This is a genomic window from Pseudomonas sp. B21-053 (assembly GCF_026016365.1).
In the GTDB taxonomy this organism is placed as follows: Bacteria; Pseudomonadota; Gammaproteobacteria; order Pseudomonadales; family Pseudomonadaceae; genus Aquipseudomonas; species Aquipseudomonas nunensis.
In genome coordinates, this window is the sequence record NZ_CP087205.1 from 4,013,851 (window position 1) to 4,035,374 (window position 21,524).

Consider the following 21,524-nt stretch of genomic DNA (forward strand, 5'->3'; position numbering starts at 1 on the left):
TGGTGCGGCGCGTGCCCGCGGACTCACGTCATGGGCGGACGCAGTGGCGCGCAAGGGGTTGCGGGGGATTTGGCTGGCGAACAGCGCTGCAAGGCGTGAATCGCAAACAGCAAGGGAACTGACGGGGACATTGGCGACTTCGGTCGTCCTGCCCACTACACCGACGAATGCATACCGCTTGACCAATTGAAACCTCACCTTTCGTTTGAGGGTCAACGACGGGGAACGGCCTGCGCAAGGGTAACAGCGCTAGGGTGGACCCGATCGGCTGCGATTGCCGGGTCTGTGGACACATGGCAATCCTTTGGCGCCAGGCTTTTGGCCTGGTGCGCCGCCGGATAATAACCATGGATTTTGGCGGTGAAGCAAACAAAAAGTTACAAAAGTGAAAAATATCTTTCAGATATTTCCTTCATTCCCGCAGCCTCATCTGACGGAAAGCGCCGCCGTAAAGCCTTCGAGCGGCGCTTGGATGCGGTCAGGCGCCGGCGTCAATTTGGATCCAGTAAGCCGCCGCTCCAATGCCGTGATTCCCGGCTGCCGGTGAACTTGGCGACGACCATGCCTTGCGACACCAGCCGATCCCGGTAGCGCGTGACCATTCGGCCGGCCTGTTCGGCGTACAACACCACTTCGGAAGCAGGGTCGCCGGGGCGCTGCAGGATCCGCGCAAAGCGCTGCCCTGCCTCGACGACATCCCCCAGTTCCTTTTCGAAAATCAACACACCAGGCTGTGGCGCGAGGTGAGTTTCCATGTGGCTCATCTGCATGGTCTCGACGGGCCAGTCAGCGGTTGTCACAGCCTCGTCGATGGCGCCGATAGCGCTCAGCCAGGCGTACAAGCCCTGCGCATCTTGTTCGGCAAAGTAATCGCTGACATCGCCCTGCCCGCGCAACTCCAGGGTCGCGGCCATTTTCTGCTCGGTGACGCCCTCGCGCAGCCACGGCGCAATGATCGTTTCTTCGAAAGAACCGTCGCCACCGTCATCCCAGATAATCGCCACCTCCATTTTCATCGCCACGGCCAGTTCACGGCCTCGGGGCCAGAAACTGCGGTGCACGTAGAGGTACGGCAGGGCTTCGTCATCGGTGTGCAGGTCGAGCATCACGTCCGCCGTGGCCGCCAGTTGCACCAGGCTTTTTTGCCACTCCTGGACGTTGGTCGAAGGTCGCTCCAGCACCGCCGACAGATCAAACGCACGGTTGAAGTTATGCCCGGTGGCGTCGTGAAAACGCCCGAGAATTCGCCCCTGGCGAAACTGCCCGATGCCGAGCGGATTGGCTTGCGGCACTACGGTCACATTGCTCTTGAGCCGCCCCTCGGCCTCGGCGACTTTCAGCCGTTGCATCAACAGGTGCAGGACCAGCATCCCGGCGATTTCATCGGCATGCACTCCCGCCTGCAAATGCACCTCCGGCCCACTGCCATCGCCTTCAAAACGCCAGGCGCCGACCCGCGCCGGATCGCCATTGTTGTTGCGAACACTGAACGAAATATCCTGCGCCATCCGCTTGTCCTCCCGTGTTGATCGTTAAAAAACCCTGGATTGCTGTTGCCGATGCTGGAACTTGAACGCACGTTCAACTAAGCTCGCCAACCAGGCACTGCACCCAAGGATTCGCTTGTGACCACCGACTCTCCAAAATTCCGTCGCGTTGAAGCCGACGCGCGCCGCGAACTGCTGATCGCCGCCACCCTGCGTTGCCTGGCCCGCGACGGCCACGCGGGTATTTCCGTGCGCCGCATCGCGACCGAGGCCGGGGTGTCCGTCGGCCTGCTCAATCACCATTTCGGCAGCATCGATGCGCTGATCGCCGACACCTACCAGACCCTCGCCAGCGAGCTGACCAGCGCCTTGCTCCAGGAAGTCCAGCAGGCCAACACACCGGCCGAAAAAATGGACACCTTCCTCGTCGGCTCGTTTTCGCCACGGGTCATGGACCCGCAGTTGCTTGGGGTCTGGGTGGTGTTCTGGAGCCTGATCCGGCACTCGGAACACGTCAGCCAGACCCACGAAAAAAGTTACCGCGCCTACCTCGATCTGCTGCGCCAGTTGCTCGACGATCTGGCAGCCAGCGAAGGTTTTGTCATCCACGACACGCGCCTGGCGGCCATTGGTTTATCGGCGATGCTCGACGGACTCTGGATCGAGTGGTGCCTGAACCCCGAAACCTTCAGCCCCGCCAACGGCCTGCACATCTGTCGTTGCTGGATAAAGGGGCTGCGTCACGGAGCATTCAGCACCGACGACATCCTGTGAAGCGTGGCGCCCGAAGAGCATGGCCAAGGTGCCGCTGACCGCGATCAGCCCGGCACCGATCATCAGTGACACGTCCATCAACGTACCCCAGATCAGGTTCGACAGCGCGAAGGCCCAGATCAGCCCGGTGTACTCGAACGGCGCCAACAAGGTCGCGGTCGCGCGCTGAAAACTGGCGAACAGCAGGAACTGACCGATACCCCCCACCAGGCCGGCCGCCAGCATGCCCAGCCAGGCCGGGGTCGGCGCCGGGGTGTGGGTCCAGGGCAGCGCCATCGTCATGCAAATCACAAACACCACGTTGGTGATCAGCATCTGCTCCAGCACCGAGGTCTGGTCATCGACCTGACGCAACTGGATGTAGGTGAACGCCCAGCACATCGCCGCCAGCAGCGTCAGGATGATCGGTAACGGATCGGCGATGTGGCTCGGCCGGCAGGCGATGATCACGCCGACGAAGCCGATGATCAGGCTGAACCACTGCCAGGCGCTGGCGCGTTCCTTGAGGATCATCGCCGCCAGCACGGTGACCATGATCGGCGCGGAAAAATACAGGGTAGTCATCTCGGCCAGGGTCAGGTCCCGGGCGGCCGTGTAATACAGCAACCACGCCACGATCGACAACAAACCGCGCACCACCAGCAAGCGTCGGCTCGGCGAACGCCAGGCCCGCTGAACCAGCCGCAGACGCCCCGCGAGCAGACAAGCCACGACCACCACCAGGCTGCGCCAGAACAGAATAGTGACCACCGAATAGTCGGCCACCAGCCACTTGATGACCGCGTCCTGCAACGCCAGGAACGCGTAGCCCAAGGTGCACAGGCCGATGCCCTGCAACGAGCGGTCGACGATCTTTGGCGAACTCATTACACCGACCTGCGCACGGGCGTCCCGCGCCGCTCGACGAAGCCGAACAACGCCTCGATCAGGAAAGTCAGGCAAACATACACGCCGGCTACCAGCAGCAACGGTTCATAGACTTGCAGGGTCTGCGCCCGCACCACGTTGGCGGCGCCCAGCAAATCGATCACCGCAATGGTCGAGGCCAGTGCCGTGGACTTGAGCAACATCACGGTTTCCCCGGCCAAGGTCGGCAACAGCAAGCGCATCGCTCGGGGTAAACGCACCCGCAACAGCGACTGGCGCGAGGTCATGCCGAACGCCGAAGCAGCTTCCATTTCACCTCTCGGCACCGCCAGCAGGCCACCGCGAATCACTTCGCCGACATAGGCGCCCATCGACACCACCAGGGCAAACACGATGTACCAGTAGCCGTCACGCAGATAGGGCCAGAGGAAGCTGCCGCGAATCAGCGGGAACTGCGCAAACAGGCTGCCGAGCCCGTAGTAGAAAATGTAGATCTGGATCAGCAACGGCGTGCCGCGAAACACGCTGGTGTAGAACAGGCTGGCCTTGGCGATCACCTTGTATCTGGAGATCCGCGCCAGTGCGACCAGGATGGCCAACAAGAAACCGAACACACTGGACAGCAACAGCAGGGTGACGGTCGTTTGCAACCCTCGGCCCAACAGCGCTGCGTATTCAACTATCCACGCTGGAATCATTTCAATCACTCAGCCAAAGGCATCCAGCGACGAATGCGTCGCTCAAGCCGTCCCGACAGGTAGTTGGACACCAACGTCACCGCGTAATACATCGCCGCAGCCGTGAGGTAGAACAACAGATAATGACGCGTGGAACCCGCGCCTTGCTTGGCGGTGTACAACAGCTCGTTAGTGCCGACCACGCTGATCAACGCACTGTCCTTGATCAGGTTGATCCACAGGTTGGCCATCCCCGCCATCGCGAACGGCGCCATGATCGGCAACGTCACGCGCCGGAACAGGCCGAACCCACTCAGGCCGAACGCCCGCGCCGCTTCGATCTGGCCGAACGGAATCGCCTGGATCGCCGCGCGGAAAATCTCCGAGGCATACGCGCCTTGCACCAGACCCAGCACCACGATGGCCGCCAGCGGTCCGCTGACATTCACCACGCCGTAACCCAACTGGGTCATCAACGAGTTGAGCAGCATGGAGCCGACGTAGTACAGCAGCAGGATCAGCAACAACTCCGGCACTGCGCGAAACAACGTGGTGTAGCCGCGCATCAGCGTCGCAATCGGTTTCGGCGCATTGAGCTTGAGGCAGGCCACGACCAGCCCGATCAACAGCCCGAGCACAAACGCCCCGGCCGAAATCTGCAGGGTCATCCACAACCCTTTGAGCAGTGCCCCGCCCCACCCTGTTTCGCTGAAATTGATCAACTCGAACATTGTTGGCTCTCCAATTAGCGCAATCACTGGCCTGGCACAGTTCCTGTGGGAGCGAGCTTGCTCGCGATAGCGGTGTGTCAGTCGACATCCATGCTCAATGGCAGGCCGCTATCGCGAGCAAGCTCGCTCCCACAGGGAACTGTGTTCAGGTCAGAACGCAGGTTTCACGCTGGTGCCGAAGTAATGCTCGGAGAGGTCGTCGTAGTCCTTGCTGGCCAGCAAGGAGGTGATGGCCTTGTCGAGTTTGGCCTTGAGCTCGGTGTCGTCCTTGCGCAGACCGGCGCCCACGCCTTTGCCGAAGATCGGGTCATAAGGCACTGGCCCGAGGTACGCCAGGTCCTTGGCATCGGGGGTCTTGACGAAGGCCGCCATGGCCGTGCCGTCCGCCATCATCAGGTCGATGCGCCCGGCAATCAGGTCGGCGTTGGCCGAGTCCTGGGTGTCGTAATACTTAACATCGGCAACTTTTTCGTAGTAGGTCTTGAGGAAACTCGCGCTCACCGTCGAGTTCTGCACGCCGATGGTCTTGCCCTTGAGGTCGTCCGGGTACTTCTTCACCGAAGCGCCCTTCGGCCCGACAATCGCGATCACCGAGTCGTAGTAAGCCTTGCTGAACGCGATCTGTTTTTCGCGCTCTTCAGTGACGGACATGGAGGAGAAAATCACGTCGATCTTCTTCGCCAGCAGCGACGGAATGATCCCGTCCCACGCCACTTCCTTGATCTCGCACTCGGCTTTCATTTCGCTGCAGAGCTTGTGAATCAGGTCGACTTCAAAGCCTTTCCATTCACCATTGGCCTGTTTCTCGGTGTACGGCGGATAGGGTTCTGCCGCGACCGCGAACCTGATCGGTTGGGCTTGCGCCGCGCTCATGCCAGCCAGCATGACGCAGGCCACGCCGGTCAAGAAGTTTGCCAAACGTCGATTTCCCATGATTTTTCCCCGTCTTTTTATGATGCGTTAGCGAGTCTGATGAGCGTTGACGAACTGCCGGCAACGTTCGCTGCGTGGGTGTACGAACACTTCATCCGGCGAACCGGTTTCTTCGATCAGCCCTTGGTGCAAATAAGCGACTTTGGACGACACATCACGGGCGAAAGCCATCTCATGGGTCACCAGGATCATGGTCCGGCCTTCTTCCGCGAGGGAGCGGATCACCCGCAGCACTTCGCCGACCAGTTCCGGGTCGAGTGCCGAGGTGGGTTCATCGAACAGCATGACTTTTGGCCGCATGGCCAGGGCGCGGGCGATCGCCACCCGTTGCTGCTGTCCCCCGGAGAGAAACGCCGGGTACTCGTTGCGCTTGGCCGCCAGCCCCACGCGTTCCAGCAAGGCTTCGGCCCGTTCAGTGGCTTCGGCACGGCTTTCGCGCAGGACCTGGGTGGGCGCTTCGATGAGGTTTTCCAGCACCGTGCGATGGGGCCAGAGGTTGAAGTTCTGGAACACCATGCCCAGGCTCGAACGAATCCGCACCAGTTGCTTGGCGTCCGACACCAGCGGCGCGCCGGGGCGATCGAAGTTCAGATGGATGCTTTCGCCGTCCACCAGAATGCGTCCCTGGTCCGGCACTTCGAGCATGTTGATGCAGCGCAGCAAGGTACTTTTGCCCGAGCCGCTGGCGCCGATCAGGGAGATCACATCGCCTTCGCGGGCGGTCAGCGAGACACCTTTGAGCACCTCGATATTGCCGAAGCGTTTATGCAGGCCATCGACTTCGATCATGGTCCGGGCGGCGACCGGCTCAGGCGTTGCGGCGCTGGTAACGTGGACGGTCACGGGTCGTGGCGCTTCGCCATTGAGCACCAGGACAAAGTCGCGAATGCGCTGACAGGCCTGGGCCAGTCGTTCTTCGCCCAAGGTGAAAGAGATGCGTACAAAGCCTTGCGCCGGCTCACCGAATGCGGCGGCGTCCAGCACTGAGACATGCGCCTCGCGCAACAGGCGCCAGGCGAACTCCAGCGAAGTCAGCCCGGTGCCGCGCACGTCCACCAAAACGAACATGCCGGCGTCGGGGTTGAGTACGGAAATGCCTGGGCAATCCGATAGCCCAGCGACGACCAGATCCCGTCGATGGCGATAGATTTCGCGCATGCCGTGGGTGACTTCTTCATGGGACTCCACGGCTTTAAGCGCAGCCTCCATGACGAACCCCGGCAAGCCATAGAGCATGCTCAGCACCAGGTTTTCCGCATGGGCGACCATCGCTTCATCAGCGATCATCCAGCCAGTGCGCCAGCCGGTCATCGCATGGGATTTCGACAGGCTGCCGATCACCACGCAGCGCTCGGCCATGCCCGGCAACGACGCCAGGCTCAGGTGTTCGCGTTCGAAGGTCAGGCTTTCATAGACCTCGTCCACCACCACCCACAAATCATGGGCGATCACCAGGTCGGCGATGCCTTGCAGTTCTTCGCGGCTGAGCACCACGCCGGTAGGGTTGTTGGGGTTGGAGAAGAAAATCGCCCGGGTCTTGGGGGTGATGGCTTTGGCGAGGACGGCGGCATCGAGGCGGAAACCCGCGTCCGCCGAACATGGCACGCGGACCAATGTTGCGCCGGAGGCCTTGAGGGTCGCCTCGTAGGTGACGTACATCGGGTCCAGGGCAATCACTTCGTCGCCGACATTCAGCAGGCACATCGAGGTGGCGAACAACGCGTTCTGTGCCCCGGCGACGATGATGACGTTGGACGCGTTCACTTCACGGCCGAACAAGCCGCTGTAGCGGGTGGCGATGGCTTCGCGCAAGGCCTGGCGGCCGGCGATTTCGGTGTAGTGGGTGTCGCCTTCACGCAAGGCGTGGATTGCGGCGTCGGTGATGAAATCCGGGGTGGGGAAATCCGGGTCGCCGACGCTGAGGATGATCACATCTTCGCCACGGCGCCGGGCTTCGAACGCTGCATTGTGAATATCCCAGGCGGCGACGCCATCGCCTGAAATCCGCTCAACAAAGGGTGAAAACCGCATGCCAGTGCCTCGTTCGAAGGGAAGAAACGCAAGCCCGCAACCAACCGGGGGTGGTGGAGCCAACATAGCCGACGCTGAACAGTCGTTCAACAGAAAACTCATGGTGGTTCGTGTTCAGCGTAAACAGGTCGTTTTCACGACAGTCGAGCCGTTATTTCAGTAGGATTTTTCCTGGCGTTATCGGCACGCGCAGGCGTGCTTGAGCTCGATCAGGGTCACGCCGGCGTGGGCAAAACCGCGGCGCAGGTCGCGTTCCAGTTCGTCGAGGCTTTGCGGTTCGTGCACCGTGCAGCCGAAGGCTTTGGCCAGCAGCGGGAAATCCGGATTGCGCGGCAATACACCCACCGGCTCGATGTCCAGGCTGAGCATGTCGTCGCGAATCTGCCCCAGCGCGTCGTTGTTCCAGAGCAGCACCACCAACGGGCTGTCCAGCTCCTCGACGGCGGTGGCCAGTTCCTGCGCGGTGTAGAGAAACCCGCCATCCCCCACCAGCACCAGGCCGGGTCGTTGCGGAGCGCCGAATTTCGCACCGATGCCCGCTGGCAAGCCATACCCGAGGGTGCCGTAGCCGGTGGGATGCAGCCAACTGCGGATGCCCTGGCTGGCGAACGCGTAGTTGCCGGTGTAGGCCAGTTGGGTCATGTCGGTGCTGATGACGGTATCGGCGGGCATCGCGGCGGCAATGCGGTCCAGGATCTGTTGATGGATCGACTGCAATTCAGCGTGGCCGCTGCGGATAGCCGCTTTTAAAGTGGCCACCGTCGTTGCTGACTCACGAGTATCACTCGCTTCGTCAGGCAAGCGCTCCAGCAAAGCCTCGAGGGTTTGCCGGGCATCGCCATGCAAAGCGACGGCACAAGGATAGAAATCGTTGAACTTGCGTGGATCGATATCGACCCGGATCACATCACCGTTTAGCGGCAGGCGCTCGCGCCAGTAATCGGTGTCGGCCATTTCGGTGCCGACGGCCAGCACCACGTCCGCTTGCGCGATCAGGTCCCAACCGGGTTGCACGCACAGGCTGGAGCCGGCATTCAGCGGCGCATCCGGCGCCAGCAAACCTTTACCGGCGACACTGGTGAACAGCGGCGCGGCAAGACGTTCGCTCAAAACCTGCAACTCATCCCCCGCCGCCAAGGCACCGCCGCCCGCAATGATCATCGGACGCTTGGCCTGCTGCAGGCGCCGGGCCGCGTCATCCAGCGTGCCAGCCTCCGGCAGACCGCGTCCGGGACGCCGCACCACGTCGGCGCTCCAGTCACGACTGATCGCCCCGGCCAGTACATCCAGCGGCACCGAAATATGCACCGGACGTGGCCGCTCGCTTTCGAACACGGCAAAAGCGCGGGCCACCAGTTCAGGCAAATCGTCGGTGCTCAGGGCCACCGCCGAAAACGCGGTGATAGGCGCGGTGATTGCTCGTTGATCCTGGGTTTCATGCAGGCTGCCCCAGCCTTTGCCGAGGCTTGAAGTGTGGTTGACGCTGGAGATCACCAGCATCGGAATCGAGTCCGCATAAGCCTGGCCAATAGCGGTCGCCGCGTTGGTCACGCCGGGGCCGGTAATGATGAAGCACACGCCGGGTTTGCCGCTGACCCGGGCATAGCCGTCAGCCATGAATCCGGCGCCCTGCTCATGCCGGGTCAGCACATGCCGAATGCCGCTGCCGGGCAGTCCGCGATACAGCTCCAACGTGTGCACACCGGGAATGCCGAACACGGTGTCGACGCCGTAATTGGCCAGCAGACGCACCAATGCCTGGCCGCCGGTGAGGCTCGAAGAAACAGGTTGCGGGGTCGATTGGAAGCTCATGCCAGCCCTCGTTTTATTGTTCTGAAGTAATGAAGGATGGTGTCGATACTAAACACTCGTTCAACAGAGAGGCAAGCTTTTACTGCCTTGCGAACTAACATCACAAACATAATTTAATTCATTGTTTTTAAAGGTATTTATACAGAAGACACGGATTGCCAACCGACGGTTGTTACATCTTCGAACATTCCTGAATGCTCAGGCTGCCAGCGATGCGCCGGCGGTAAACAGATAGCCGGCACCATGAATGGTGATGATCAATTCCGGTTCGGCCGGGTCGTCATGCAGCTTGCGGCGCAGGCGCCCCACCAGCACATCGATCGAGCGATCGTTGGGTAGCCATTCGCGGTTGCGTAACTGGTCCATCAACTGGTCGCGGCTCAAGGTGTGGCCGCTGTTGCGCATGAACACATTGAGCAACTGGAATTCGCCATGGCTGAGCAGGGTTTCGCGACCGTCGCAGCCTTTGAGGCGGCGGCGGTCGGTGTCCAGGGTCCAGTCGGCGAAACGCTTGAGATGCGCGTCGGGTTGCACGAGCAATTGAGCATGCTGCACGCGCCGCAGCAGGTTTCGGGCGCGGGTAAGCAGTTCGGGTGAAGGCAAAGCTTGGGTCAGATAATCATCGGCGCCGCATTCCAGGCCGGCGAGACGTTCAGCGTCATCGCCACCCAGCAGGATAATCCCGACCTCCGAGCGCTCGCGCCATTGGCGAGTCAGGTTCAGTGAGTTGCTACCCCGCAAACGCGCGTCCAGCAACACCAATCCCACCGGGAAACGCTCAAGGCACGTATCGGCCTGATCAGCGCTGTCAGCGCAGTGAACCTCATACCCTTGCCCGCCCAGAAAAGCCTGTAACGATTCCCGCAGCAAAGGATCTTCACTCACCACCAGCACGCACGGCATCACCTTCATGACCTGGCTCCTGTTCGTGCCGCGAACGGCCGATTTTTGGAATTTTGCGAAGCGCGAAGACCTGCACTGTAGCGACTGCTGAACAGTTGATCAACAAGGCGATATCAGTGCGCGATGAAACGCCGAAACCCGCCCATTTGCAGGCCATCGACCCACGCTTCACAAATCAGCACGCCCTGGGCCGGGGTGAACGTGCTGGGATTGAGCCCGCATTCCAGCCATAAACCATCCAGCAACGCGCTCAAGCCGATGGATGCCAGACCGCTGTCGAAACCGTCCCAGCCCTCCTCCTGGGCCAACAAGGTCAAGGCTTCGCCCATGATGGTTCGATACTCGCCATAGGAATGATCGTGGGCGCGATTGATCGCATCAGCGGTTTTCACCGCGCCCCAGAACGCCAGCCAGGCTTCGAGCAGTTCGGGGTCGAGCATGCGCGAGGAAAACGACGCTTCGAAAAACGCCGACAGATGCCGTCGCGCGCCGTTGCCCGAAGCGGCCACGGACTCGCGCAACAGCCGCATCACCTGCCCGGTGATGTGCAGATAGGCATCGGCGACCAGTTCATCCTTGCCGGCGTAGTGATGACTGATCAACCCCACCGACACCCCGGCCTCGGCGCAAATCTTGCGGATCGAGGTGCCGACAAAGCCGTACTTTTTCAGGCACGTCAGCGTGGCGGCCACCAGATTGGCCTTGCGCAAATTGGGGTCCATTCGCAGAAAACGCGCTTCCTCGGCCATGGTGCTCCTGCCCTCTCGACATCAACGGATCGGATACAGCGCCTCGTCAAACTGCGCCAGGCGCGGGAACACCAGCGGCGAATCCTGATGCAGATTCTCCAGGCGCCGCTGGTAATCCAGCAGAAACTGTCCGCGTGCTTCAGCGCTGATGTAAGGCACATGCCACGCCACAAACGGCGGCAACACGTCGAGGCCGACATACGCCAGCGTGCCGCGCAGCAATGGGCGCAGCATGTCCTCCAGCGGACCGTGAATCGCGTCCTCGCCGAACATGTGCTCGCGCCCGCCGAGGGTCACGGTGACCAACGCCTTCTTGCCCGCCAGCCCGCCCTGATCGTAGAAACGCTTGCCGCCGTAGCACACGCCGGACACCAGCACCCGGTCGATCCAGCCCTTGAGGATCGCCGGCATCGAGAACCAGTAGATAGGAAAGTTGAGGATCAGCAGGTCGGCCCACAGCAACTTGTCCAGCTCCTGCTGGATGTCCGGGGCCAGGCTCTTGGTCTTGACGCCCAGGCGTTGTTCGAGGGCGTAGACCAGATAATCGGGGTTGTCCCGATCGGAGAAATCCTCGGCGCTGGCGACCGGGTTCCAGTTCATGGCGTAGAGGTCGGACACCTGGACCGCATGCCCTTGGGCTTGCAGAGTCTGTACCGCCTGATCGCGCAACGCGTTGGTAAAGGATTGCGGTTCGGGATGGGCGTGGAGAATCAAAACGTTCATTTGAGCAGCCTTATGGCAATCGATGATGCAGTCAGTGTTCAGGCCAGGCGGATCAGTGCATCCACCGCCACCGCGCCTTGGGCATTGACCAATAAAGGGTTCACATCCAGTTCCAGCAAGCGCTCGGCGTTTTCGCCAGCGTAATCCGCCACGGCACGAATCGCCCGGACCAACGCCGGCATATCCACCGCTGGCCCGCCGCGAAACCCGGTGAGCAACGGCGCACAGCGCAGGCTCAGCAACGCGTCGTGGATGGCTTGGTCGGTGGTCGGCAGCAACAGGCTGCGACTGTCCTTGAGCAGCTCGACCAAAATGCCGCCCGCGCCGATCACCAGCGCCAGGCCGAAGCCGGTTTCGCGCTTGATCCCGACGATCAACTCAGCCAAGGGCGGCGACGCCATGCGTTCGAGCAGCACCTGATCGAACACCAGCCCCGGTGCGTGTTTTGCGAGATTGCCGCGCATGCTTTCCAGCGCTGATTGCAACGCCGCCGGATCTTTCAGGTTGAGAGCAACTCCACCGGCCTCGGTTTTGTGCGGCAGATCGGCGCTGACCACTTTGAGCACCAACGGAAAGCCAAGGTGTTCGGCCTCCTCCAGCGCTTGGTCAGGACGGCACAGCCGCGCCTCGGGCAATGGCAAACCAAACGGACGCAGCGCCTGTTTGGATTGCCACTCATCCAGCAACTGCCCTTCAGCAATCAATGCAGCCGGACAGATCGGCGCCAGCACCGATTCACCCTTGGCCAGCAACACCCGGCGCCGCAATTGGTATTGGGCGATCCGCCCCCACGCCGCCAGACCATCTTCGATCCCTTGCAGTGCCGCCACGCCACGGGCATGCAGCCGATCACGGGCACTGGCCGGGAGCAATTCGGGGAACGCCGATGTCACCACGCCGGTTTTGCCATGCCGCTCCAGCAACTCGCAAAACAACTCCAGCAGCAAATCGCATTCCTTGCGCTCACCTGTGGATTCGGCCGGGTAATCCAGCACCAGCAATGCCGCATCAGCCGGCGTGCGCAAAACGCTCTCGAGCATGTTTTCCAGCGCGTCGCGGTCGCCCCAGATCGCCGTGGTGAAGTCCAGCGGATTGACCAGGTTGGCGTAGCTCGGCAACACCTGCGCCAGATCCGCGCGTTGGCTGTCGTCAAATTTTGGCAGGGTCAGGCCGTTGCGTTCGGCGTAGTCGGCGATAAATCCTGCGTCGCCACCGGAACAGGCCAGCGCCGCCAGACTTGGGCCGGCCGGCAGACGACCGCAGGCCGCCGCCTTGAGGGTTTCGACAAAACTCACCGGCCCGCTGACCCGGATCACCCCGAGACGCTCGAACAGGCTGTCGTACAGTGCATCCGAACCGGCCAGCGAACTGGTGTGACTCAACGCCAGTTCGGCGCCGATCTGCGACACGCCGGTTTTCAGGGCGATCACCGGAATGCCTTTCTCCAGCGCCTTGTGCGCGGCGCGGGCAAAACCGGGGACGTTCTTCAGCCCTTCGAGGTGCAGACCGATGGCCGTCACACGCGGCTCGTCGAGCAGCACGTCCATCAATTCCGCCACACCCAACTGCGCCTGATTGCCCACCGAGGCCATGTAGGCCAACGGCAGCGAGCGATCGCTCATGCTCAGGTTGTAAGCGAAATTGCCGCTCTGGGTCAGCACCGCGACGCCCTTCTCCACCGCTTTGCCGCCGTGGGCCACCGGCCACAACGCGGCGCTGTGCAGGTAGTCGAGCAAGCCGTAGCAGTTCGGCCCGAGCAGCGCCATGTCGCCGGCAGCTTGCAGCAGTTGCGCTTGCAGGGCCTGGCCTTCCTCGCCGGTTTCAGCGAAACCGGAGGCATAGCAGATCGCTCCGCCGGCGCCTTTGAGCGCCAGTTCGGCGACGCAGCTCAACGTCAATTCGCGATTGGTGGCGATAAACACCGCGTCCGGCCCGCACGGCAAGTCGGCAATCGACGCCACGCACGGAATGCCCTCAAGGCTCTCGTGCTGCGGATTGACCAACCACATCTGGCCCTGGAAACCACCATCGGCGCAGCGTTTGAACGCCCGCGCCATGCTGCGCCCGCCAACGAATGCCAAATGACGCGGCGCCAGCATGCGCTTGAGATTGTCTCTGATTGACATGGGATTCTCCTCGACCAATCAGCGCAGCAGCGGCCGCAGCAGTTCGCGGGAAATGATGTGGCGCTGGATCTCCGACGTGCCTTCCCAGATCCGCTCGATCCGCGCGTTGCGCCAGATGCGCTCCACCGGCCCCTCGTCCATCAGGCCCATGCCGCCAAAAATCTGCACCGCCTCATCGGCCGCGCGGCCCAGCACTTCGCTGGCGAACAGCTTGGCCATGCCGGCCTCGCCATCGGTCATGGTGCCCTCGTCCATTTTCCAAGCTGCGTGCAGCGCCAGCAGTTCGGCGGCGCGGATTTCGGTGGCCATGTCCGCCAACTTGAACGAGATGCCCTGGTAAGTGCCGATGGCGTGTCCGAACTGCTTACGGTCCGCTGCCCATTGCAGCGCCACGTCCAACGCACGCTGGGCCTGACCGACACAGTTGGCGGCCACCATCACCCGGCCAGCGGTCAACCAGGCGTTGGCAACCTCCCAACCCTTGCCGACTTCACCCAGCACTTTGGAGGCCGGCACGCGGCAATCGTCGAAGAAGATCTCGCTGGTGTGATAACCGCGATTGCTCACGCATTTCGGACCACGGCGGATGGTCATCCCCGGCGTATCGCGATCCACCAGGAACGACGTCACGGCGTTGCGCTGGCGACCGTTGTGCTCATAGGTATCGGTGACCGCGAACACAATCGCGAAATCGGCATGCCCGGCGTGGCTGATGAAATGCTTGCTGCCGTTGATCACGAAGTCATCGCCATCGCGCACGGCGCGGGTCTTGATCGCATTGGCGTCGGAGCCGGCGCCCGGTTCGGTCAGGGCAAAACAGTCGACCTTCTCGCCGCGCACGCAGGGCAACAGATAATCCTCGACCTGCGCACCGGTGCAAGCCATGAGGATCTTCGACGGGCGCGCGACGAACACGTGCAGCGCCCACGACACCTTGGACAGCTCACGCTCGACCAGCGCCTGGGACAGGTAATCGAGGCCTCCACCGCCGACCTCTTCCGGCATGTTAAAGGCATAGAAACCTGCGGCGATTGCCTTGGCGCGAATCTGCGCGGCCAATTCCGGCGGCACCGCATCGGCGCGGTCGACGGTTTCTTCGTGGGGCAGCAGCTCTTTCTCGACAAACCGCCGCACCGCTTCCACCAGCATGTCCTGCTCTTGAGTCAGTTGGAAATTCATGGCTGTACGTCCCTGCTGTTGGATTAGCGGCCGATAAAGTGAGGGGTGCGTTTTTCCACGGCAGCCTTGAGGGCTTCGGCGCCGTCGTGGCTGCGACCGCAGAGCAAACCGGCGGCCTGCTCGGCCTCAAGCTGTTCGGCGAGGCTGCGTTGGGCGCCGTCGCGGATCAGCACTTTGGTCTGCTTGAAGGCGAACGTCGGGCCGTTGGCCAGGCGCGTGGCCAGCTCGGCGGCGCTGTCCAGCAACTGCTCGTCGGCGCAGATTTCACTGACCAACCCTGTGGCCAACGCGCGGTCGGCACTCCAGATTTCATCGAGGAACAGCAGGTGCTTGGCCTGTTCGGCGCCGATCAGGCGTGGCAAGTGCCAACTCGCGCCCGCATCTGGCGAATAGGCCAGGCTGGTGTAGCCGGCCTTGAACCGCGCGGATTGGGCGGCCAGGCGAAAATCGCAGGTCAGGGTCAAATCCATCCCGGCACCGACCGCTATGCCGTTGATGGCGGCGATGGTCGGTTTGCTGAAACCGTGCAGACGGTTCATCAAGGTGTGGGCGGTTTCGGTCCAGCCATAGGTTTCGAGGATGCCGCGGCTTTCCGCATCGGCCCATTCGGCCACATCGGCGCCCGCGCAAAAGCCTTTGCCGGAACCCGTCAACACCAGCACCCGGACGTCAGGGTTGGCATCGTGCTCGTCGAGCAGGTTGATCAAGGCCTTGAGGGTCGGAATGTCCAACGCGTTGCGTTGTTCCGGGCGATTGAGCGTGATCCAGGCGATGCCGTTTTCTACCCGGCTCAGCAGTGTCGAATGAGAAGTCATGAAAGGCCCTCGTCTTATTGTTTTTGAGTTGCGGGAGTTGAATTGCTGCCGATACTAAACAAGTGTTCAGTAAGGCGGCAATCCCGTGCCAAAAGGCCCTGTAACATGCGTTACAGGACTTAATTCATTGATTAATTTCTGGTTTTTCTAGAAACAGGGATGGCGACGGGTGGAAGTTGTTACATCTTCGAACAACTCCCTCGCGCATTCGCCGATCGAGCGCGCCGGTCTTACTTGCCGGTTTTCACGTTGTTCCACACCCGGGTCATGGCCCGCATGCCTTGGGCGTCGTGGGTCTTTTGCGTGAACAGGCGCTGGCGTGTCGCGTCATCCGGGTAGATCGCCGCCGTGGCCAGCACATCCGCATCGACTAACGCGGTCGCCGCCGCGTTGCTGTTGGCGTAGTGAATCAGGTTAGTGACGTCGGCCATGTTCTGCGGCTGCAACAGGAACTCGATGAACTTGTGCGCATTCGCGGCATGGGTCGAATCTTTCGGGATGTACAGGTCATCGAACCAGATCAGCGAACCTTCCTTGGGCACGAAGTAGGACAAGTTGGTCTTGAGCCCCGCTTCTTTCGCCCGCGCCTGGGCGGTGGCGGCGTCACCCGACCAGGTCATCGCCAGGCAGGTGTCTCCGTTGGGCAAACTGTTGAGGTAACTCACCGAATCAAACTTCTTGATGTACGGGCGGACCGCCAACAGCACGTCCTGCGCAGCTTTGAGGTCTTCGGCGGAAGCACTTTGCGGGTCGCGGCCGAGGTATTGCAGCACCAGCGGAAGGACTTCGGTGGGGGCGTCGAGCATTGTCACGCCGCAATCGGCGAAGCGTGAAACGACTTTCGGATCGAACAGCATCGCCAATGAACCGATCGGTGCATCCGGCATCCGTTCCTTGATCATGTCGACGTTGTACGTCACTCCGTTACTGCCCCAGGTGTAAGGCGCCGAATAGATCAGCCCCGGATCGTAAGCCTGCAACTTTTGCACAATCTCCGGGTTCAGGTTGCTCCAGCTCGGCAACTGTTTCTTGTCCAGCGGCTGGAACACATTCGCCTTGATCAACGGCGGAACCAGAGAAGCGTTGAGCATGACCAGGTCATAACCGGAGTGGCCGGTCAGCAGTTTGGCCTGGACCGTTTCGTAACCATCAAAGGTGTCGTAGATGACTTTGATCCCGGTGGCCTTCTGGAAATTCGCCAGGGTGTGTTCGCCGATGTAGTCCGACCAGTTGTAGATGCGCAGCGTGTCATCCGCCTCCGCCGCATGAGTCACCGAGCACACAGGGAAAAGCAACAGACTGGAAAGGATGGCTAGCGCAGTTCGCATTTCTATTCACCTTTTGGTGTTTTTCTTCTGAAGGAAGCGTGCGCCTTTACTATTTAGCCATTGCGGGGGCGGCACCATACTCCAAATGGGTAGGTGCACTTTCTGGGTCGACAGGATGGGTTGCGATGCCGCTCTAAGCTTTCTGCAACCACTCGATAAACAGCGCAAACAACTCCGACTGCGAGTTGATGCCCAGCTTCAAATACAGGTTTTTGCGGTGCATGCGCACGGTCTCGGGGGAGATGCCCATTTCCCGAGCGGCGGATTTGATCGAATGCCCGCGCAAGACCATGTGCGCACTCTCGCGCTCGCGCTCGGTCAACACGTCACAGCCGAACTGCGCCATCGCCACCTGGATGCGCTGATTGACTGCCGTCGACGCCGCTGGCGCCAGGATTGAATCGCGCTGCTGGTCAATGTAGCCGCACTGGCGGATGAACAATCGCACCATCGGCTCGACGGCCCGCAGCACATCTAGTTGGTCGGCGCTCAAGCTGCTGGCGCCCATGCCCTGGAACAGACTGACGGAAATCTTGCTGTGGTCGTCCAGGTTGACGATGTAATAGCTGTCTTCGGTGCAGCCCAGGTTCAGGTAATAGGTCTTGTAGTAATCGCTGTCGAAAAAGTCGTCCGGAGCGATTTCCGCCAGCGAATAAAAGCCTTGGGCCAGGCCACTGTCCACTGCCAGGCAGAACGGATCGAGCAAATAGCCCACCGAGAAGTAGCGATTGAGGATCGCGTCCAGGTGCTGCTCGGGAATGCCGTGCTGATACAGCAACCTGGGCGGACAGTCTTTGCGCTCCAGGCTGATCATCACCGACTCGACCGGCGCCAGCGCCGTCAGCGCCACCACCAGATGCCGCAACGCATCGGGCTCGGCGCCATGCTGGAACGCGCGCTCGAGTTCCACATGCCATTGGTGCAGCGCATGCAGTGCCAGGGTGATCGAATGAGGGGGGGCCGATGAGTTCATGCCGGCCAGTCTAGCGATTGCCCCCTCCCCGCGCAAAGGTGCGAAACGCCGGTTCATTGCCCGGCGTAATCACCGCTGCATTGCAGCTCCACGGCGACTTCGAGGATGCATTCGCGCAGCGTCTCGACGATCTCATCAACCTGCGCATGGCTGATCGTCAGCGGCGGCGACATCACATTGAGGTGCACGATCGGCCGCACCAGCAAGCCTTTGTACTGTGCGCGCAGATGGATTTTCTCGCCGATGTTCAACGCTTCTGGAAACAGCTTTTTCGTGCGTTTGTCTTCGACGAATTCGACGCAAGCCATCAATTTCTTGCAGCGCACGTCCCCCACCAGCGGCAAGCCTTCCAGGGTCTTCAGGCGCTGCTCAAAGTACGCGCCCACGTCATCGACATGCGCCAGCAGGTTTTCCCGCTCGATGATTTCGATGTTCTTCAGCGCCGCCGTGCAGCACACCGGATGGCCGCTGTAGGTAAAGCCGTGGGTAAAGCAGCGTCCCTGGCCCGGCTCGCTGATCACGTCCCAGATGCGTTGGGAAAAGATGCAGGCGCCCAGCGGCAGATAAGCAGAAGTCAGGCCTTTGGCGGTGGTGATGATGTCGGGCTGCACACCGAACACATCGAGGGAGGAAAAGAACTTGCCCAGGCGCCCGAAGGACGTGACCACTTCATCCGCGACAAACAGAATGTCGTACTTCTGGCACACCTCCCACATCCGCCGCAAATAGCCTTCTGGTGGAATGATCACGCCGCCGGAGCCCATGATCGGCTCGGCATAGAACGCGGCGACCTTGTCCGCACCGATGCTCAGGATCTTGTCCTCGAACTCGCCGACCAGGAATTCCAGCAGTTGCGCTGCATCCATGCCCTCGGGCGCCCGGTAAGGGTTGGGGCTGGAAACGTGATGGATTTTATCGTGGGCATAATCGAACTCCGGGACACGGTCCGCGGCCTTGTTGCCAATCGACATCGTCAGGCAAGTGGAGCCGTGATAGGCGCCATGCCGGGCGATCACGTGCTTTTTCTCAGGCTTGCCGCGGCAGTTTTGATAGTACTGAATCAGCCGATAGCTGGTGTCCACCGCCGTCGAACCGCCGGTGGTCAGGAACACGTGGTCGAGATCCCCCGGCGCCAGGCTCGCGAGTTTCTCGCACAAGCGGATGGCGACGCTATTCGCCATGTCGGAGAAGGGATTCGAATAGGCCAATTGACGCACCTGGTCGGCGATGGCGTCAGCCATTTCTTCACGACCCAGGCCGATATTGGTGCACCACATGCCGCCCACTGCATCGAGAAATCGGTTGCCGTCGGCGTCGTAGATGTAAGCGCCTTCACCGGCCACAATGTTCAGCGCGCCCTGCTCCGCGTGGTCATCGAACACGTGGTAGCCGTGCATGTAATGCGCCTTGTCCGCACGGGTCAGATTGGCCTGCTCGGCAGGGGTCAAAACGGCTGGTTTTGAAATCGGCATGAACGCATCCCTCTCGAATAGTTGTGATGCCGATCATTCAGCCGATTGCCTGGCGGCGCCATACTCCAAATGGGTAGGTGCTGTTTCCATTGCAGGTAATTCAGTTTTTTGCCAACGGCAAATTGCGCACTTTGGAAAAGTTCAACTATTACAACTAAACTCTTCTACACTGCAAATACGCACAACAGATCAATCGCAACAAACTTACTACTACGGACCGCTCTTTGTAGTAGAGTGACAACATTCAGGCGCCATTTAAGTGACTGAGCGACAACCCCCTCACCCAACTTAAGAAATCGCGACCACCAGACTAATCAAATAATTCACACGTACTGACGAACGGGAACATATTAATAATAATCCTTTAAAAACAATGCTTTAAAAGTGCAATAACAACTAAAAATGATTTCCCACGAATTACACAAAACAACAAAAGACCGACCTCAAACATGAAAGTTTCAATCTTATTTATTTAATAAAAAAGCGCATATAACGCTTTAACATTCCTATCTTCAATGCTAATAATCCGGTCGTTTCCGGGCTCCAGGCGCTACACCCCTCTCACATGAAGTGAACATCAGCCATCACGCTGATGCCCTCCCGGCTTTAACTAAAATCCAATACCACCTGCTCGCTCAAGTTAAACAACAACTTGGGTCTGCTCTTGTGCTGCGCACTAAAACTGCGCGAGGAAGGCCTCTCATCGCTCGTCATCATCCAAGGATTAAAATCCTTTCGATCTTCGGTACCCGCCCAGAAGCCATCAAGATGGCACCTTTGGTCAAAGCCCTTGCTGCAGAACCTGGTATTCATTCGCAGATCTGCATCACTGGCCAACATCAAAGCATGCTTAAGCAGGTGCTGGATCTGTTTGACCTCCAGGCCGATTACACCCTTGATGTGATGACGCCGCACCAGACGCTCAACTCGCTGACGGCGGCGCTCTACGCGGCGATTGATCCGGTGCTGGAACAGACCTGCCCGGACCGTGTGCTGGTGCATGGCGACACCACCTCGGCCATGGTCGCGGCAATGGCCTCGTTCCATCGGCGCATACCGGTCGGCCATGTCGAAGCCGGGCTGCGCACCGGTGATATCTACAGCCCGTGGCCGGAAGAAATGAACCGACGCTGCATCGACCTCGGTGCGGACATGCTCTTCGCGCCGACCGATGAATCGCGGCAGAACCTGCTCGATGAACGCCTGCAGGGTCGCACCTTCGTCACCGGCAACACGGTGATCGACGCGCTGCAAATGACTGCCCGGCGCATCGAGCAGGACGCTGATCTGCGCGCCAGCCTGGACCGCCAATTCTCGTTCCTGCAAGCCGATCGCAAGGTGCTGCTGGTAACCGGGCATCGTCGGGAAAACTTCGGCGAAGGCTTCCTTGATATCTGCAAGGCCCTGAGCCATTTGGCCCAGCGCGCGGACATTCAGATCGTCTATCCGGTGCACTTGAACCCGAATGTCATCGGCCCGGTCACCGAGCAACTGGGCGGTCTGCCCAACGTGCACCTGATCAAGCCGCTGGACTACCTGGCGTTCGTGCGCCTGATGCAACGGGCCCACGTGATCCTCACCGACTCCGGTGGCGTGCAGGAAGAAGCGCCGTCCCTGGGCAAACCGGTGCTGGTGATGCGCGATGTCACCGAACGCCCGGAAGCGGTCGCGGCGGGCACTGTGCGCCTGGTCGGCACTGCGCCGGACTCGATCATCGCCGGGGTCAACGCGCTGTTCGATGACGACCTGCTGTGGCGCCGTTGTTCCCAGGCCGCCAATCCGTATGGCGACGGCCAGGCCAGTGCACGCATCGTCGATGCGCTCATGGGGCGTCCGGTCGATGAGTTCCTCGTGGCGCGACTGCCATTGCCCAAGTTCCTGCATTACCCGTCGACGGTGTCTGTGACCGAGAAAAGACACCCGGCTTTCACCTCTCAATAAACC

General features: G+C 60.7%; 17 protein-coding genes and 1 pseudogene. 2 read left to right on the plus strand and 16 right to left on the minus strand.

Features of this window, described 5'->3' with window-relative positions:
* Positions 1–491: 491 nt before the first annotated feature.
* Positions 492–1,508, minus strand: a complete 1,017-nt coding sequence (locus LOY68_RS17815) for a succinylglutamate desuccinylase/aspartoacylase family protein (protein WP_265038816.1) — start codon at positions 1,506–1,508, stop codon at positions 492–494.
* Between the two features lie 228 nt (positions 1,509–1,736).
* On the opposite strand from LOY68_RS17815, the pseudogene LOY68_RS17820 reads away from it, so the two are divergent.
* Positions 1,737–2,165, plus strand: a pseudogene (locus tag LOY68_RS17820) (TetR family transcriptional regulator C-terminal domain-containing protein); the annotation flags it as partial.
* Here the strand turns inward: LOY68_RS17820 and LOY68_RS17825 are convergent.
* The 15 genes from LOY68_RS17825 to LOY68_RS17900 form a co-directional block, all read right to left on the minus strand.
* The gene (locus LOY68_RS17825) at positions 2,121–3,128 is read right to left on the minus strand and encodes a DMT family transporter (protein WP_265038817.1); all 1,008 of its coding nucleotides are present in this window, start codon (positions 3,126–3,128) and stop codon (positions 2,121–2,123) included. The pseudogene LOY68_RS17820 and the gene LOY68_RS17825 sit on opposite strands and share 45 nt — an antisense overlap.
* Positions 3,128–3,826 carry an ABC transporter permease gene (locus LOY68_RS17830; RefSeq protein ID WP_054050925.1) on the minus strand — a complete coding sequence of 233 codons (699 nt, stop codon included), beginning with the start codon at positions 3,824–3,826 and terminating at the stop codon, positions 3,128–3,130. The genes LOY68_RS17825 and LOY68_RS17830 overlap by 1 nt, the downstream gene beginning before the upstream one ends.
* Before the next feature lie 5 nt (positions 3,827–3,831).
* Entirely contained in the window at positions 3,832–4,536 is a 705-nt protein-coding gene (locus tag LOY68_RS17835) for an ABC transporter permease (RefSeq protein ID WP_054050840.1), read from the minus strand.
* 150 nt (positions 4,537–4,686) lie between these two features.
* A complete protein-coding gene (locus tag LOY68_RS17840) occupies positions 4,687–5,469 on the minus strand; it encodes a transporter substrate-binding domain-containing protein (protein WP_265038819.1) in 783 nt (260 codons plus the stop codon).
* Positions 5,470–5,496: 27 nt separating this feature from the next.
* Positions 5,497–7,500, minus strand: a complete 2,004-nt coding sequence (locus LOY68_RS32115; protein WP_320110078.1) for an aminotransferase class I/II-fold pyridoxal phosphate-dependent enzyme — start codon at positions 7,498–7,500, stop codon at positions 5,497–5,499.
* Positions 7,501–7,677: 177 nt separating this feature from the next.
* Positions 7,678–9,312, minus strand: coding sequence for a 5-guanidino-2-oxopentanoate decarboxylase (locus tag LOY68_RS17855; protein ID WP_265038820.1), 1,635 nt, complete (start codon positions 9,310–9,312; stop codon positions 7,678–7,680).
* Positions 9,313–9,510: 198 nt separating this feature from the next.
* Positions 9,511–10,218 (minus strand): response regulator transcription factor, encoded by a 708-nt coding sequence (locus tag LOY68_RS17860; protein ID WP_320110100.1) that lies wholly within the window; start codon positions 10,216–10,218, stop codon positions 9,511–9,513.
* 110 nt (positions 10,219–10,328) lie between these two features.
* Positions 10,329–10,964: a TetR family transcriptional regulator C-terminal domain-containing protein gene (locus tag LOY68_RS17865; RefSeq protein ID WP_265038824.1), complete on the minus strand. Its 636-nt coding sequence runs from the start codon at positions 10,962–10,964 to the stop codon at positions 10,329–10,331.
* Between the two features lie 21 nt (positions 10,965–10,985).
* Entirely contained in the window at positions 10,986–11,687 is a 702-nt protein-coding gene (locus LOY68_RS17870) for an NAD(P)H-dependent oxidoreductase (RefSeq protein WP_054050830.1), read from the minus strand.
* A 38-nt stretch (positions 11,688–11,725) separates the two neighbouring features.
* A complete protein-coding gene (locus LOY68_RS17875; RefSeq protein ID WP_265038826.1) occupies positions 11,726–13,813 on the minus strand; it encodes an acetate--CoA ligase family protein in 2,088 nt (695 codons plus the stop codon).
* A gap of 18 nt (positions 13,814–13,831) precedes the next feature.
* Positions 13,832–14,992 carry an acyl-CoA dehydrogenase family protein gene (locus LOY68_RS17880; protein WP_265038828.1) on the minus strand — a complete coding sequence of 387 codons (1,161 nt, stop codon included), beginning with the start codon at positions 14,990–14,992 and terminating at the stop codon, positions 13,832–13,834.
* Positions 14,993–15,015: 23 nt separating this feature from the next.
* Complete coding sequence (locus LOY68_RS17885; protein WP_265038829.1) at positions 15,016–15,807, minus strand: enoyl-CoA hydratase/isomerase family protein; 792 nt, start codon at positions 15,805–15,807, stop codon at positions 15,016–15,018.
* 230 nt (positions 15,808–16,037) lie between these two features.
* Positions 16,038–17,135: a polyamine ABC transporter substrate-binding protein gene (locus tag LOY68_RS17890; protein ID WP_265038831.1), complete on the minus strand. Its 1,098-nt coding sequence runs from the start codon at positions 17,133–17,135 to the stop codon at positions 16,038–16,040.
* A 133-nt stretch (positions 17,136–17,268) separates the two neighbouring features.
* The gene (locus LOY68_RS17895) at positions 17,269–18,108 is read right to left on the minus strand and encodes a helix-turn-helix transcriptional regulator (RefSeq protein WP_265038832.1); all 840 of its coding nucleotides are present in this window, start codon (positions 18,106–18,108) and stop codon (positions 17,269–17,271) included.
* 53 nt (positions 18,109–18,161) lie between these two features.
* The gene (locus LOY68_RS17900) at positions 18,162–19,580 is read right to left on the minus strand and encodes an aminotransferase (RefSeq protein ID WP_265038834.1); all 1,419 of its coding nucleotides are present in this window, start codon (positions 19,578–19,580) and stop codon (positions 18,162–18,164) included.
* Positions 19,581–20,282: 702 nt separating this feature from the next.
* Between LOY68_RS17900 and wecB the strand changes: the two genes are divergently transcribed.
* Positions 20,283–21,521 (plus strand): non-hydrolyzing UDP-N-acetylglucosamine 2-epimerase, encoded by a 1,239-nt coding sequence (gene wecB, locus LOY68_RS17905; RefSeq protein WP_265045804.1) that lies wholly within the window; start codon positions 20,283–20,285, stop codon positions 21,519–21,521.
* Positions 21,522–21,524: the final 3 nt, after the last annotated feature.